The following is a 14,267-nucleotide window of genomic DNA, read 5'->3' as shown; positions in this document are numbered from 1 at the left end:
ATGCCGCGCGTCAGGCCGGGGCCAGCACGAAAGCATAGAGCAGCGTCCAGAGGCTCAGCGCCAGCCCGAGGGTGATCACGAAGAGCCCGTTCCAGCGCAGGCCGACATGCAGCGGGCTGACACCGCCGAAGCTGCCGGTCAGGATGGTGGTGGCGGTAAAGGGCGAACAGATGCCGCCAATGGCCCAACCGGCGACAATCGCGGTGACCAGCGCCGCCGGGGTGACACCCAGGCTCGCGGCCTCGGGGATAAGCGGCGCAATCAGGGTGACCCCGAGGATCGGGTTCATTCCAAGCTGGCCCAGCAACGGAACGATCCACACCAGAGAGACCAGCAGCAGCCAGGGCGGCATCACCCCCAGGTCAAGCCCCAGCCCGGCCATGATCGGCGCCAGCAGCGGCGCGCCGAGCGTGCCGATATAGCCGGCCATCATCAGCAACACGATCTCTCCGCGATAGCCGGGGAGGTCGGTAAAGAGGAATTGCCGCGCCGGGGCGGCGATAGCGCCGCGATATTGCAACAGCGCCCAGACCAGCGAGATCAGCGGCACCACGAGAAGCACCACACCGACGATACGCACCTCGGTCAGCAGGTGCAGCCCGCCGACCGACACCCCGAGCAGCGCCAGCAGCACAAAGAGCGGCGTCAGCCGGCGGAACGAGCCCTCGATGGGGCGGGGTGGGGGGCGGACGGCCAGCCGCGGCTTCAGCAGCGTGTCCAGCGCCCAGCCGAGCCCGGCGAGGATCAGCGCCGAGACCATGCCGGGCAGGGCTGCATCGCGCCAGCTTGCGCCGGGGATCAGCACGGTGGTGATCGCCATGGAAAACGCCAGCGGCGACCAGGGCAGCGTCGAGACAAAGCCGCGCTGGATCGCCAGCAGCATGCGCCGCCTGCGGTGGCCTCGGATCACCGGGTCGCTGTCTGCCGCGGCCGCAGAGGTGGCCAGCCCGCCAAGCAGCGCGATCGCGCCATAGCTCAGCAGCAGCGCGAACATGTGGCCGCCGAGGCTCAGCGCCAGATAGCGCCGGCCCGGCGGCTGCGAGGCCAGGTAACGCCCGGCGTCGGCAATCGCCGGCGAGCTCTGGGCAATGCTGCGCAGGGTCGCCAGCGCGCAGAAGAAGGCGCCGATGAATCCGGCCGAGGCAAGGCCCCGGGCCAGAACCGCCGCCCAATTGTCCGAAACGGCACCGGTCCAGAGCGTCAGCCCCAGCCCGACCGCCACGAAGGCCAGCCGCGAGGCGCGGATGCGCGGTGCGAGCAGGACCACCACCGCCGCCGCCACCAGGGCACGCGGCGTTTCGGCTGCGGGCACCCGCCATTCGACCAGCCCGGTCAGCAGCACGAGCAGCGCCAGCAGGACGGCGGCGGCCCGGTCGAGGGGGGAGTTCGGTGTCATGCGGGCTCCGGGATTGGCTGCGCGGGCCGCGCCGCGTCGCCCAACTGTTACGAAGCCGCGCCGCCAAGGTCCAGAGATCGCGGCGGGTTTTGGCCGGACCGCTCGCGCAGGGATGTGATCTCATGTGATCGGAACCAGGGCCTATAAAAGTGGTTGAGCCCGAGACAAGGCGCGAAATTGCGCGCAGACTACGGACGAGAGGCACAGCTATGAACCGACGCGAACTTTTGAAAACCGGGATGGGGCTGGCGGCAATGTCGCTGCCCGGAGTGGCCAAGGCGCATGAAGCCGAGGTCAAGGATCATGAGTTGCCGGAGGCCATGTTGCCGCGTCTGGTGCGCATGGGTCCGGGATTTGCCCCCGGCGAAATCCACGTCAATCCGATCGAATTCGCGCTCTACTGGACGCTGCCCGGCGGCGACGCGATGCGCTATATCGTCGGCGTGGGCCGGCCCGGGCTCTACGAGTCGGGCGAATTCTATGTCGGGGCCAAAAAGGAATGGCCGAGCTGGACGCCGACCCCCGGCATGATCGACCGTGAGCCGGAGAAATACGCCAAGTACAAGGACGGCATGCCCGGCGGGATCGACAATCCTCTGGGCGCCCGCGCGCTCTATCTGTTCACGCCGGAGCGCGGCGACACCTTTCTGCGCATCCATGGCACCAACGATCCCGACACGCTCGGCCGCCGGGTGTCAAACGGCTGCGCCCGTTTGGTGAATTCGCAGATCATCGAGCTGTACGACCAGGTTCCGATGGACACCCGCGTGGTGCTGTATCCCTTTGCCTGAGGCCTGACGCTCGCGTCCGGCGGTCAGCCGGGCAGGGCAGGGGCCCGCCGCGGCTCAGCCGAACCCAAGGCTGGCGCGCAGGTCGCTGGCCGGGTCGCCCTGTGGCTTGAGGTCGAGCCGGTCCTCGATGCCGGTCAGGTGCCGGTCGAGCAAATCGGCCGCCGCCTCGCCCTTGCCTTGCAGTACCAGTTCCGACAATTGCCGGTGTTCGTCCATCTCGCAATCGCCGTGATGGCCGGTTTCGTAGATCGCGATGATTAGCGATGACCGGGCAATCAGCTCGCGCACGAAGCGCGCCATTATCGGGCTGTCGGCCTGATCGGCCAGCACCTGGTGATAGCGCCCGCAGCGGCGGATCACCCGCGCGGCGTCGCCGGCGGCGCGGGCGGCGTCCTCGGTGTGCAGATGATCGTTCAGCGCACTGTGCATCGCGTCGTCGCGCATGTCGGCGGCGCGGCGGATCAGATGGCCCTCGATCACCCTTCTGGCCCGAAACACCTCGCGCGCTTCCTCGACCGAGGGGCGCGCGACAAAGGCACCGCGATTGGCGACCAATTCGATCACGTGATCCCCCGACAGCCGTGACAGCGCGGTGCGAATCCTTGTGCGCCCGACTCCGAACAGATCGCAGAGCTCGTCCTCTTTCAGATGGGTGCCGGGAAGCAGCTTGTGGTCAACGATGGCGTCGAAGATTCGGGTGTAGATCTGGTTCGGGTCCATTGATTCGCGGGTCTTGGCCGCGGTGCCATTGGGGGCTTTGGTCAATCCCTTGCTCATCATAATCCCTTCCACAGCCAGTTTTTTCAACCGCGCGACATGCCTTCAAAGCGTTTAGCACGGATCGCCGGCAAAATGTATACAATTTTTGAACGGTAGAAAAAAGCTTGATCGCATACGAAGATTGTATACGATCTAGCTAACCCGACGTCAGAATCGGACCCGACACATCAACAAGGAGACTTTGAATGACCCTCACCACTCGCCTGAAAACCGGGATCGCCGTTGGCGCGCTGACAGCGCTTCTGGCCGGAGCCGCTGGCGCGAACACCCTGCGCATGGCCGATTCCTCCGACATCGCGGCGATGGACCCGCATTCGATGACCGAGAGCAACACCATCGGTTTTCTCAACCACGTCTACGAAGGCCTGGTGCGCTACAATCAGGACCTCGAGGTCGAGCCGGCGCTGGCCACGTCCTGGGAATTCGTCGAACCGACCCGCCTGCGCTTTTCGCTGCGCGAGGGTGTGACCTTTCACAACGGCAATCCCTTCACCGCAGATGACGTCGTCGCCTCGCTGGAGCGCGCTGCGCATGAAAGTTCGCCGGTCAAGAGCAACATCCCCTCGATGGCCTCGGTCGAAAAGGTCGATGACCTGACCGTCGACCTGATCCTCACCGGGCCGGATCCGATCGTGCTCAATTATCTGACCAACATCCACATCCTCGACCGCGAATGGATGGAGGAGAATGACGCCCTGCTGCCCGCCGACATGCGCGGCGGCCGCGAAAACTATGCGGTGGCCAATTCCAACGGCACCGGGCCCTTCATTCTCGAAAGCCGCCAGCCCGACGCCAGCACCGTGCTGACCGTCAACGAAGACTGGTGGGACGAGCCGCAACACAACCTGACCCGGATCGAGTTCAGCCCGATCGGCTCGGATGCCACGCGGATTGCCGCGCTGCTCTCGGGCGAGCTGGATTTCATCATGCCGGCGCCGCTGCAAGACATCGACCGGATCAACCGCTCTGACGGAGCCAAGGCGATCATCGCGCCGGCGTTGCGCACCATCATGCTGGGCATGAACCAGACCGAGAAGCTGCACAACTCCAACCTCACCGATGCCAACCCGTTGCAGGATCGCCGGGTGCGCGAGGCGCTCTGGCGCGCCATCGACATGGAGCTGATCCGCAAGAAGATCATGCGGGACATGTCGCGCAATTCGGCGCTGCTGGTGGCGCCGCCGGTGCCGGGCTATGACGCGGCGCTCGACGTGCTGCCGCCGGCCAATGCCGAACAGGCCAAGGCGCTGCTGGCCGAGGCCGGTTATGGCGACGGCTTCGAGGTCGGGCTCGATTGCCCCAACAGCCGCTACGTGAACGACGAGGAGATCTGCCAGGCCATCACCTCGATGTGGTCGCGGATCGGGGTCAAGGCCAACCTGTCGTCGCAGACCCCGTCGAAACACTTCGAGAAGGTGCTGGGCGGCGGCTCCGATGTCTACATGGTGGGCTGGGCGACCCTGCCGATGCTCGACACCTATTCGGTGCTCTCGGCGCTGCTGCATACCCCGGGCGAGCGGATGGGGGCCTGGAACCCCGGTCGCTATTCCAACGCCGAACTGGACGCGCTGACCGCCAAGGTCGCGGTGGAGCTGGATACCGACAAGCGCACCGCGATGATGACCGAGGCGCTGAAGATTGCCCGCGACGACGTGGCCATCATCCCGCTGCACCAGCAGCCGCTGGCCTGGGCGGTGCGGGACGGGGTGAACATCCCCGCCGCCGCCGACAACAAGCCGCGGCTCTGGTACGCCACCATCGACTGATCCTCCCCGGAGCGGGCCCGCGTGCATCCTGCGCGTGGGCCTGCGACGATTTCTGACAGTCCCCCGTGACACCCTGATCGCAAAGTGGAGGTTCCACGATGATCGCCTACGTTCTCAGACGGCTGATGCAATCCGTGCTGGTCATGCTCGCCGTCGCCCTTATCGCCTTTTCCATGTTCCGTTTCATCGGCGACCCGGTGAACTCCATGCTGCCCGAAAATGCTTCTGTCGAGGATCGCCAGGTGCTGCGTGAACAGCTCGGCCTCGATCAGCCCGTGACCACGCAATTCGCCAAGTTCGTCACCGGCGCGGTGCAGGGGGAATTCGGCGTTTCCTACCGCAACAAGCGCGCGGTTTCGGAGATGATCGCCGAACGCCTGCCGGCCACGCTCGAACTGGTGCTGGCGGCGGCGGTCTTTGCCCTGCTGCTGGGGGTGCCGATGGGCATCTATGCGGCGCTGCATCCCAAGGGTTTCCTGGCAAATACACTCAACGTCGCCTCGCTGATCGGCATATCGGTGCCGACTTTCGTGACCGGCATCCTGCTGATCCTGATCTTTTCGGTCTGGTTGAACTGGCTGCCCAGCTTCGGACGCGGCCAGACTGTTGACATCGGCTGGTGGTCCACCGGGTTCCTGACCGTGAGCGGGCTCAAGTCGCTGATCCTGCCGGCGGTGATGCTGGGGCTGTTCCAGGTGACGCTGATCATGCGGCTGGTGCGGGCCGAGATGATGGAGGTGCTGCGATCGGATTTCGTGCGCTTCGCCCGCGCCCGTGGCCTGTCGAACCGCGCCGTGCACTTCGGCCATGCGCTCGGCAATACCCTGATGCCGGTGATCACCATCGTCGGGCTGCAACTGGGCTCGATGATCGCCTTCGCCATCATCACCGAGACGGTGTTCCAGTGGCCGGGCATGGGCCTGCTGTTCATCCAGGCGGTGAGCTTTGCCGACATCCCGGTGATGTCCGCTTACCTGGTGCTGGTGGCGCTGGTCTTCGTGGCGATCAACATGATCGTCGATCTTCTCTACTTCGCCATCGATCCGCGCCTCTCGGTGCGGGCGTGAAGGAGGTTCATGATGTCTCTTGAAGCATTCCCCCAATCCCGCCTCGCCGCGATCATCGAAAGCGATTTGTTCTACAAGTTCCGGACCTCGTGGATCACCGTCGGCGCCTTTGTCGTGACGCTGGTGATCGTGCTGGCCGCCGTTCTGGCGCCCTGGATCGCGCCGCATGATCCCTTCGACGTCTCGACGCTGAGCCTGTGGGACAGCGAATTGCCCCCGGTCTGGGCCGAGGGCGGCGATCCCCGCTTCCTGCTGGGCACCGACAACCAGGGCCGCGACGTGTTCTCGGCCATCCTCTACGGCTCGCGGATCTCGCTGGCGGTGGGCTTTGTCTCGGTCGCCTTCGCCATGGTGATCGGCATCGTGATCGGCCTGGTCTCGGGCTATTTCGGCGGCGCCATCGACGCCTTCTTCATGCGGATCGCCGACGTCATGCTGAGCTTTCCCACCATCCTCGTGGCGCTGCTGGTCAGCGGGATCGTCCGCGGCGCGCTGCCACGCGAAATGCACGACAGCGCGGCTCTGATCGTCCTGGTCTTTGCCATCACCGTGACGACCTGGGTGCAATATGCCCGGACCGTGCGTTCATCGACCATGGTCGAACGCTCGCGCGAATACGTCTATGCGGCGCAGCTTGTCGGCCGGAAACCCTTTGCCATCCTGTTCAGCCACATCCTGCCCAACGTCATGGGCCCGGTGCTGGTGATTGCGACCATCAACCTGGCCATGGCGATCCTGATCGAGGCGACGCTCTCTTTCCTCGGGGTCGGCATGCCGCCCACCAACCCCTCGCTCGGCACGCTGATCCGCGTCGGCAACGAATATCTCTTCTCGGGTGTCTGGTGGGTGGTGATCTTCCCCTCGCTGACGTTGGTGGCGCTGGTGTTGGCGGTCAACCTGCTGGGTGACTGGCTGCGCGACGCGCTGAACCCCAAGCTGCGCTGAAAGGAATGACGATGAGTACAACGACCTTCCCCAATGCCCCGCTGCTCAGCGTGCGCGACCTGTCGATCTGCTTTGACACCCGCCACGGGCCGCTGCGCGCGGTCGACGGCATCACCTTCGATCTGGCGCCGGGCGAAATCCTCGGCATGGTGGGCGAAAGCGGCGCCGGCAAATCGCTGACCGGCACCGCCATCACCGGGTTGCTGGAGCGGCCCGGCCGCATCGACCGGGGCGAGATCCTCTTCGAGGGCAAGCGCATCGACACCCTGTCGCCGGATGAGATGCGGCGGCTGCGCGGCCGCCGGATCGGCGCGATCTTTCAGGACCCGCTGACCAGCCTCAACCCGCTGATGACCGTCGGCCAGCAACTGGTGCAAACCATCCGTACCCATCTGCCCAAGAGCAAGGAGGCGGCGCGCGCCCGCGCCATCGAATGCCTGGCCGAGGTCGGCATTCCCGCCCCTGAGGCGCGGATCGACCAGTATCCGCACCAGTTCTCGGGCGGGATGCGGCAACGGGTGGTGATCGCGCTGGCGCTCTGTGCCGAGCCGTCGCTGGTGATCGCAGACGAGCCGACCACCGCGCTCGACGTCTCGATCCAGGCGCAGATCCTCGACCTGCTGAAGAAGATGTGCCGCGAACGCGGCGCGGCGGTGATCCTCGTCACCCACGACATGGGGGTGATCGCCGAGACCGCCGACCGCGTGGCGGTGATGTATTCCGGCCGGGTGGTCGAGATCGGATCGGTCGACCGCGTCGTCCGCGACCCGCGCCACCCCTATACCAAGGGTCTGATGCAATCGATCCCGCGCGTCGGCTCGGGCGTCCAGCGACTGACCCAGATCGACGGCGCCATGCCGCGGCTGACCGATCTGCCCTCGGGCTGCGCCTTTCACCCGCGCTGCCCGCGCGCCTTTGACACCTGCCAACAGACCAGACCGGCGGCGCTGCCGGTCGAGGGCGGCCATGTCGCCTGTCATCTCTACCAGGAGGAACCGGCATGAGCACCGCAACCGAACAGAAGCCGCTGGTCGCGCTCGACGGCCTGTCCAAGACCTTCGACCTCTCGCCGCCGCTGCTGAACCGCTTGATCGAGCGCAAGGGCCGCCGCAGCCTGCGCGCCGTCGACGGGCTCAACATCGACATTCCACGCGGCAAGACCTTTGCCTTGGTGGGCGAATCCGGCTGCGGCAAATCCACCGTCGCCAAGCTGGTGGTCGGGCTGCACGGGGCAAGCGCGGGCAAGATCACCTTTGACGGCACCGATCTGACCAAGCTGGCCGCCGCCGACCGTGGCGCTTTCCGCAAGCGCATCCAGATGATCTTTCAGGACCCCTATGCCAGCCTCAATCCGCGCTGGCGGGTGCGCGACATCATCGCCGAGCCGCTGCGCAGTTTCGGCATCACCTCCTCGAAGGCCGAGGAACGGGCCGAAGTGGGCCGCCTGCTGGAGCTGGTCGGCCTTTCGGCCCGCGATGGCGAGAAGTTCCCGCATGAATTCTCCGGCGGTCAACGCCAGCGGATCTCGATTGCCCGGGCGATCTCGTCCAAACCCGAGTTCCTGGTCTGCGATGAGCCGACCTCGGCGCTCGACGTCTCGGTGCAGAGCCAGGTTCTCAACCTGATGCGCGATTTGCAGGACGAGCTGGGGCTGACCTATCTGTTCATCAGCCATGACCTGGCGGTGGTGGACTTCATGTCCGACTATGTCGGCGTCATGTACCTGGGCCGGCTGGTCGAGGCCGGGCCGGCCGAGCGCATCTTTTCGGCGCCGGAACATCCCTACACCCGCCTGCTGATGGACACGGTGCCCGACATCACCATGGGCCGGCGCAACCGCGCGCCGGTGATCGGCGAGGTGCCGAACCCGATCACCCCGCCGCCCGGATGTTCCTTCAACCCGCGCTGCCCGCTGGCCAATGACCGCTGCCGGGCGCAAGCCGCCGAGGCCCGCAGGCGGGCCGGGGGCAGCATCGTTGCCTGCCACGCGGTCGAGGAGGGGCGCGACACGCCGGAAACGGTGGCGTGCGAAACTGGCGAGGGCGCGCGCATGCAATTGGCGCGGGGGGCCGCCTGATGGAATTCGATTTCGAGGCCTTGCCGCCGCAGGACCGCTACCGCCTGCTGTGCAGTTTCGTCGCCCCGCGCCCGATCGCGCTGGTGACGACCTGCGATGCGGATGGGCGGCCCAACGCCGCGCCGATGAGCTTTTTCAACGTCTTCTCGCAGGATCCGCCGATTGTCATCCTCGGCATCCAGGCCAAGCCCTGCGGCAGCGAAAAGGAGACCTTGCGCAACATCCGCCGGTCGCAAGAGTTCACCGTCAACCTCTGCGACATGGCGATCGCGCAGCAGATGGTGGATTGCGGCATCGGCTTTCCCGATGACGTCGACGAGGTGGAACTCACCGGCCTCAGTCATGCGCCCTCGCTCAAGATCGCGCCGGCGCGGGTGGGTGAGGCGCCGGCGGCGATGGAATGCCGGGTGAGCCAGATCATCGACTACCCGCGCCGCGCCATCGTGCTGGGCGAAGTGGTGCAGATGCATGTGCGCGACGCCTGTCTCGACGACGAGGGCCGTTATGTGCGGCCCGAGGTCTATCAGCCGGTGGCGCGGCTGCATGCCGACAATTACATCGTCTCGGACCGGCAGTTCGAGCTCAAGGCGACCCCGGCGCTGGCCGCGGCGAAAGCGAGCTGATGGATATCCTGCTGAAGAACCTGCGCCCGCTCGGGCAGGAGACCTGCGACATGGAGGTCCGCGCGGGCCGTATCGCCCGCATCGGCAAAGACCTCGCCGCCCCAGACCTGCCGGTCGAGGATTGCGGCGGCGCGCTGGCGCTGCCCGGTCTGGTCGAGGCGCATACCCATCTCGACAAGTCACTCTGGGGCATGGGCTGGCGCGAACATCAGGCCGGACCCTCCCTGCGCGACAAGATCGACAACGAGCGCAAGCTGCGCAAGGAGTGGAACATCGACCCTTACCGCCAGTCGATGCGGCAGGCGCTCTTGTCGCTCGGCCATGGCTCGACGGCGATCCGCTCTCATGTCGACATCGACACCGATTGCGGGCTGGCGGGGATCGAGGGCGTCGCCCGCACCCGCGAGGAACTCGCCGGGCAGATCGACATCGAGATCGTCGCCTTTCCGCAATCCGGGCTGATGTCGCGCCCCGGCACGCTCGAACTGATGGAGCGCGCGCTGCAAGGCCCGGCCGACGTGGTCGGCGGGCTCGATCCCTGCGGCATCGACGCCGATCCCAAGGGGCAGCTCGACGCGGTCTTTGCGCTGGCCGAGAAATACGGCAAGCCGATCGACATCCACCTGCATGAACCGGGCGAGCTTGGCGCCTTTTCGATGGAGATGATCCTCGACCGCACCCGTGCCCACGGGATGCAGGGGCGGGTGACCATTTCCCACGCCTTCTGCCTCGGCATGCCCGACCGCGACCGTGCCCGTGCGCTGGTGGCCGAACTGGCCGAGGCGCAGGTGCATATCGCCACCGTCGCCACGCCGTCGCGGCCGGTGCCTCTGGCCGAGGACCTGCGGGCCGCCGGGGTGGTGCTCTGCGCCGGCTCGGACGGGATCCGCGATACCTGGGGGCCTTATGGCAACGCCGACATGCTGGAACGCGCCATGCTCTTGGGCCTGCGCAACAACCTGCGCGCCGACCGTGACGTCGAACACGCCTTCTGGTGCTGCTCTGGCGCCGGGGCGCGGGTCATGGGGCTGGCGGGCCATGGCATCACCGAAGGCTGCACCGCCGATCTGGTGCTGGTGGAGGCCGAGACGGTGACCCATGCGGTGGTCTCGCATCCGCCGCGCCGGCTGGTGCTCAAGGCCGGGCGCATCGTCGCGCGCGATGGCAAAGCCCTGCAGGAGGCGCCGTGATGGGTCGCACGCTGATGACAGCCGACTGGGTGGTCGGCCACGAAAACGGCCGCCATCTGCTCCTGCCCCGTGGCGAGGTGGTTTACGAGGGCGGCGAGATCGTCTTTGTCGGCCATGATTTCCCCGGCGAAGTGGCGCGGCGCATCGACTGCGGTGCGGCGCTGATTGGCCCGGGGTTCATCGACCTCGATGCGCTTTCGGATCTCGACACCACCATTCTCGGTCTCGACAACCAGCCGGCCTGGAAAAAGGGCCGCGTCTGGCCCGAGAGCTATATGCAGGCGGGCCCGCGCGAGATGTACAGCCCGGAGGATCTGGTCTGGCAGAAACGCTATGCCTTCACCCGGCTGATCGCCAATGGCATCACCACCGCGCTGCCCATCGCCTCGCTGTTCTATCGCGAATGGGGCGAGACCCGCGAGGAATTTGCCGGTGCGGCCGCGGCGGCCGAAGAGCTGGGCCTGCGCGTCTACCTCGGCCCCGCCTATCGCAGCGGCAATACCTACGTCAAAGGCGCCGGCGAGATCGGCTTTCATTTCGACGAGGCGCGGGGACTTCACGGGCTGGAAGAGGCGCTGCGCTTCTGCCGCGATTTCGAGGGGCAGGGCGGCGGGCTGATCCGCACCATGCTGACGCCCGACCGGATCGAGACCTGCACCGAGACGCTGCTGGCGCGCACCGCCGAGGCTGTGCGCGAGCTGGAGGTGCCGGTGCGGCTGCATTGCTGTCAGTCGGCCTTCGAGTATCAGAGCGTGTTGCGGATGCATGGCCGCAGCCCGGCGGAATGGCTGCGCGATATCGGCTTTCTCTCGCCGCGCGCGATCCTGCCGCATCTGACCTATCTGGCGGGGCGCAACGGCATGACCCATGCGGCGCCCGATCTGGAGATCATCGCCGAAAGCGGCGCGGCGCTGGCGCATTGCCCGCTGGTGATGGCGCGCGGCGGCACGGCGATGGATAATTTCGCCGCCTATCGCGACGCCGGGCTGACCATCGGAATGGGCACCGACACCCATCCGCCCGACATGATCCTCAACATGCAGATCGGGCTGATCACCGCGCGGCTGGCGCGCCGCGAGGCCGGCGCCGTCAGCGCCGCCGATCTCTATGACGCGGCGACCCTGGGCGGCGCCAGGGCGCTGGGCCGCGACGATCTGGGCCGGCTGAGCCCCGGCGCGCGGGCGGATATCACCGTCATCGGGCTCGATGATCCGGCCATGGGGCAGGTGATCGATCCGATCCAGACGCTGATGCTCAACGGCTCGGGCCGCGATGTGCGGACGGTGGTGATCGAGGGCCGCACGGTGATGGAGGATGGCGCCATCCCCGGCGTCGACCATGACGCCCTGCGCGCGGGCGCGCAGCAGCGGTTCGACGCGATGAAGGCGCAATACCCCGATCGCACCTTCGGCCATCCGCCGCCGGACGAGATCTTCCCCGCCGCCTACCCGCTGCGAAAGGCGCCGGCATGACCGATATCCTGATCCGCCATGTCACCGCGCTGACCGTCGATGCCGACCGAAGGGTGATCGAGGATGCCGCCATCGCCATCGAGGCCGACCGGATCACCGCCATCGGACCCGACGCCGAATTGGCGCCGCTGGCCGACCGGGCGGGCGAGGTGATCGAGGCGCGGGGCAGGGTGGCCATTCCCGGCCTGATCGACTGTCATTCCCATGCCGGTCACGGGTTGGTGCGGGCCTTGGGGGCCGGCGATGTCTCGACCTGGTTCGACGCCTGCGCGCGGCTTTATACCGGCCCGACCGGGCCCGGCTTCTGGGCCGCCGAGGCGCGGCTCTCGCTGCTCGAGCGGCTGCTGGGCGGGGTGACCACCTGTGTCACCCTGCTGGGCGGTGGTGCCGATATCTATCGCACCGACGACCCGGCCTTTGGCGCCGCGCATTGCGCCGCCACCCGCGATGCGGGCCTTCGCACGGTGCTGGCGGTGGGTCCGAACCGGCCGCCGTTTCCGCTGCCTTATCACGGGCCGGACGGCGCGCCCGTCGCGGTCGGTTTCGCGCGGCAGCTCGAGGTCAGCGAGGCGCTGATCGCGGCGCATGACGATCTTCTGGGTGCCGGCACCGGCGTCTGCCTCGTCATGCCGGTCTATGGCAGCGACGACCGGGGGGAGGTGCCCGAAGCCGAGGTGCGGCGGATGACCGAAGCGGTCTGCGACCTGCGCGCCCGGCATGACGTGCCGCTCACCCAGGACGGCCACCGCGACGGCACCATTGCCTATGCCCGCGCGCTGGGGCTGCTGGGGCCGCATGCCCTCCTGTCGCATTGCGTTGATCTGACCGAAGAGGACATCGAGGCACTGCAAGAGACCGGCGCCGCCGTGGCCCATAACCCCAGCGCCATCATGTCGATCTTCGGCCGCTGCCCGGCGCCCGAGATGATCGACCGGGGCATCACCGTGGCGCTCGGCTCCGACGCCGCCGCACCGGACCGGGGCTATGACATGTTCCGCCACATGGCGCAGGCGATGCATTATCACCGCCGCCACTTCCGCGACCCGACGGTCCTGCCGCCGGGCAAGGTGCTGGAGATGGCCACCATCGATGCCGCCCGCGCGCTGGGCCGCGCGGATGATCTCGGCTCGCTGGAGGTCGGCAAGAAAGCCGATGTGGTGCTGATCGACATGGGCAAACCGCATCTGACGCCGCAGGCCATGCCGCTGCATGCGGTGACCCATTTCGCCAATGCCGCCGATGTCGAGACCGTGTTGGTCAACGGCCGCGTCGTGTTGCGCGAGCGCCGGTCGCAAACGCTGGACCCGGAGACGGTGCTGGCAGAGGCAACCGAGGCGGCCGACCGCGCCATCCGCGACGCCGGGCTGACCGGCTTGCGCGACGAACCCGCCCGGCTGTGGCGCTCTGCAAGATCTCCCGAAGAAAGGCCCGCGACATGAGGCTGCTTGTCATCAACCCCAACACCACCCGCGCCATGACCGCCAAGATCGCCACCGCCGCGCGCCGGGTGGCGCGGCCGGGCACCGAGATCATTGCCATCCAGCCCGACATCGGCCCCGAAAGCATCCAGGGTTTCCTTGATGTCGCGCGCAGCCAGCAGGGGCTGCTCGAGGTGGCGCGGCGGCACCCGGATGTCGATGCGGTTGTGGTGGCCTGTTTTGACGACACCGGCGTCGATGCGCTGCGCTGTGTCTTTGACGGGCCGGTGATCGGGATCGGCGAGGCGGGGTTTCATGCCGCGACGATGATCGCCACGCGGTTTGCCGTGGTCACCACCCTGGCGCGGTCGGTGCCGGGGCTCGAGGACAACCTCGACCGCTACGGGCTGGCCCGGCGCTGCGTCGGGGTGCGGGCCACAGACGTGCCGGTACTCGAGCTCGAGACCCATCCGGCCCGGGCCGAGACACGTATCGCCGCCGAGATCGCTGCGGCGATCTCGGAGGATCGGGCCGATGCCATCGTGCTCGGCTGTGCCGGCATGGCAGACCTGAACGACCGGTTGGCGCGGCGCTTCGGCCTGCCGGTGATCGACGGGGTGACCTGTGCGGTGACCCTGGCCGAGGCACTGGTGGCGGCCGGGTTGAAAACCTCGCCGGCGGGCGCCTATGCCGGCGGCACGGAGCGGGCGCGCACGGTGCCCTGCGTGGCCGCGCCCTGAAC

General features: G+C 67.3%; 13 protein-coding genes. 11 read left to right on the top strand and 2 right to left on the bottom strand.

Annotation, left to right across the window (positions count from 1 at the left end; translation table 11 throughout):
- Positions 1-10: 10 nt before the first annotated feature.
- Positions 11-1,396, bottom strand: coding sequence for a hypothetical protein (locus AC0J5K_RS22240; RefSeq protein ID WP_274590871.1), 1,386 nt, complete (start codon positions 1,394-1,396; stop codon positions 11-13).
- Between the two features lie 209 nt (positions 1,397-1,605).
- On the opposite strand from AC0J5K_RS22240, the gene AC0J5K_RS22235 reads away from it, so the two are divergent.
- Entirely contained in the window at positions 1,606-2,187 is a 582-nt protein-coding gene (locus AC0J5K_RS22235) for a L,D-transpeptidase (protein ID WP_048535889.1), read from the top strand.
- 54 nt (positions 2,188-2,241) lie between these two features.
- On the opposite strand, the gene AC0J5K_RS22230 is transcribed toward AC0J5K_RS22235, so the two are convergent.
- Positions 2,242-2,964: a GntR family transcriptional regulator gene (locus tag AC0J5K_RS22230; protein ID WP_158499073.1), complete on the bottom strand. Its 723-nt coding sequence runs from the start codon at positions 2,962-2,964 to the stop codon at positions 2,242-2,244.
- Positions 2,965-3,152: 188 nt separating this feature from the next.
- Between AC0J5K_RS22230 and AC0J5K_RS22225 the strand changes: the two genes are divergently transcribed.
- From AC0J5K_RS22225 to AC0J5K_RS22180, 10 genes are all read left to right on the top strand, one after another.
- Positions 3,153-4,733 carry an ABC transporter substrate-binding protein gene (locus tag AC0J5K_RS22225; RefSeq protein ID WP_283638772.1) on the top strand — a complete coding sequence of 527 codons (1,581 nt, stop codon included), beginning with the start codon at positions 3,153-3,155 and terminating at the stop codon, positions 4,731-4,733.
- Between the two features lie 98 nt (positions 4,734-4,831).
- Entirely contained in the window at positions 4,832-5,800 is a 969-nt protein-coding gene (locus tag AC0J5K_RS22220) for an ABC transporter permease (RefSeq protein WP_074837889.1), read from the top strand.
- Between the two features lie 9 nt (positions 5,801-5,809).
- Positions 5,810-6,745: an ABC transporter permease gene (locus AC0J5K_RS22215; protein WP_371399033.1), complete on the top strand. Its 936-nt coding sequence runs from the start codon at positions 5,810-5,812 to the stop codon at positions 6,743-6,745.
- 11 nt (positions 6,746-6,756) lie between these two features.
- Complete coding sequence (locus AC0J5K_RS22210) at positions 6,757-7,749, top strand: ABC transporter ATP-binding protein (protein ID WP_048535881.1); 993 nt, start codon at positions 6,757-6,759, stop codon at positions 7,747-7,749.
- The gene (locus tag AC0J5K_RS22205) at positions 7,746-8,822 is read left to right on the top strand and encodes an ABC transporter ATP-binding protein (RefSeq protein WP_420398459.1); all 1,077 of its coding nucleotides are present in this window, start codon (positions 7,746-7,748) and stop codon (positions 8,820-8,822) included. Before AC0J5K_RS22210 ends, AC0J5K_RS22205 begins: the two co-directional genes overlap by 4 nt.
- Positions 8,822-9,445, top strand: a complete 624-nt coding sequence (locus tag AC0J5K_RS22200; RefSeq protein ID WP_283638771.1) for a flavin reductase family protein — start codon at positions 8,822-8,824, stop codon at positions 9,443-9,445. Before AC0J5K_RS22205 ends, AC0J5K_RS22200 begins: the two co-directional genes overlap by 1 nt.
- The gene (locus tag AC0J5K_RS22195; protein ID WP_420398458.1) at positions 9,445-10,635 is read left to right on the top strand and encodes an amidohydrolase family protein; all 1,191 of its coding nucleotides are present in this window, start codon (positions 9,445-9,447) and stop codon (positions 10,633-10,635) included. The genes AC0J5K_RS22200 and AC0J5K_RS22195 overlap by 1 nt, the downstream gene beginning before the upstream one ends.
- A complete protein-coding gene (locus AC0J5K_RS22190) occupies positions 10,635-12,107 on the top strand; it encodes an amidohydrolase family protein (RefSeq protein WP_420398457.1) in 1,473 nt (490 codons plus the stop codon). Before AC0J5K_RS22195 ends, AC0J5K_RS22190 begins: the two co-directional genes overlap by 1 nt.
- The gene (locus AC0J5K_RS22185) at positions 12,104-13,546 is read left to right on the top strand and encodes an amidohydrolase family protein (protein ID WP_420398456.1); all 1,443 of its coding nucleotides are present in this window, start codon (positions 12,104-12,106) and stop codon (positions 13,544-13,546) included. Before AC0J5K_RS22190 ends, AC0J5K_RS22185 begins: the two co-directional genes overlap by 4 nt.
- Entirely contained in the window at positions 13,543-14,265 is a 723-nt protein-coding gene (locus tag AC0J5K_RS22180) for an aspartate/glutamate racemase family protein (protein ID WP_420398455.1), read from the top strand. Before AC0J5K_RS22185 ends, AC0J5K_RS22180 begins: the two co-directional genes overlap by 4 nt.
- Positions 14,266-14,267 lie beyond the last annotated feature (2 nt).

The sequence above is a fragment of the Marinovum sp. E3 genome, assembly GCF_055755275.1.
Note: the sequence above shows the minus strand (reverse complement) of the source record. Positions and strands in the feature narration are given on the sequence as shown.

What these genes read in the sequence shown, in the direction of transcription:
- AC0J5K_RS22205 (WP_420398459.1), top strand. Translation starts at nt 7,746, where the DNA reads ATGAGCACCGCAACCGAACAGAAGCCGCTGGTCGCGCTCGACGGCCTG.
- AC0J5K_RS22180 (WP_420398455.1), top strand. Translation starts at nt 13,543, where the DNA reads ATGAGGCTGCTTGTCATCAACCCCAACACCACCCGCGCCATGACCGCC.
- AC0J5K_RS22220 (WP_074837889.1), top strand. Translation starts at nt 4,832, where the DNA reads ATGATCGCCTACGTTCTCAGACGGCTGATGCAATCCGTGCTGGTCATG.
- AC0J5K_RS22235 (WP_048535889.1), top strand. Translation starts at nt 1,606, where the DNA reads ATGAACCGACGCGAACTTTTGAAAACCGGGATGGGGCTGGCGGCAATG.
- AC0J5K_RS22240 (WP_274590871.1), bottom strand. Translation starts at nt 1,396, where the DNA reads ATGACACCGAACTCCCCCCTCGACCGGGCCGCCGCCGTCCTGCTGGCG.
- AC0J5K_RS22200 (WP_283638771.1), top strand. Translation starts at nt 8,822, where the DNA reads ATGGAATTCGATTTCGAGGCCTTGCCGCCGCAGGACCGCTACCGCCTG.
- AC0J5K_RS22225 (WP_283638772.1), top strand. Translation starts at nt 3,153, where the DNA reads ATGACCCTCACCACTCGCCTGAAAACCGGGATCGCCGTTGGCGCGCTG.
- AC0J5K_RS22185 (WP_420398456.1), top strand. Translation starts at nt 12,104, where the DNA reads ATGACCGATATCCTGATCCGCCATGTCACCGCGCTGACCGTCGATGCC.
- AC0J5K_RS22210 (WP_048535881.1), top strand. Translation starts at nt 6,757, where the DNA reads ATGAGTACAACGACCTTCCCCAATGCCCCGCTGCTCAGCGTGCGCGAC.
- AC0J5K_RS22195 (WP_420398458.1), top strand. Translation starts at nt 9,445, where the DNA reads ATGGATATCCTGCTGAAGAACCTGCGCCCGCTCGGGCAGGAGACCTGC.
- AC0J5K_RS22190 (WP_420398457.1), top strand. Translation starts at nt 10,635, where the DNA reads ATGGGTCGCACGCTGATGACAGCCGACTGGGTGGTCGGCCACGAAAAC.
- AC0J5K_RS22230 (WP_158499073.1), bottom strand. Translation starts at nt 2,964, where the DNA reads ATGAGCAAGGGATTGACCAAAGCCCCCAATGGCACCGCGGCCAAGACC.
- AC0J5K_RS22215 (WP_371399033.1), top strand. Translation starts at nt 5,810, where the DNA reads ATGATGTCTCTTGAAGCATTCCCCCAATCCCGCCTCGCCGCGATCATC.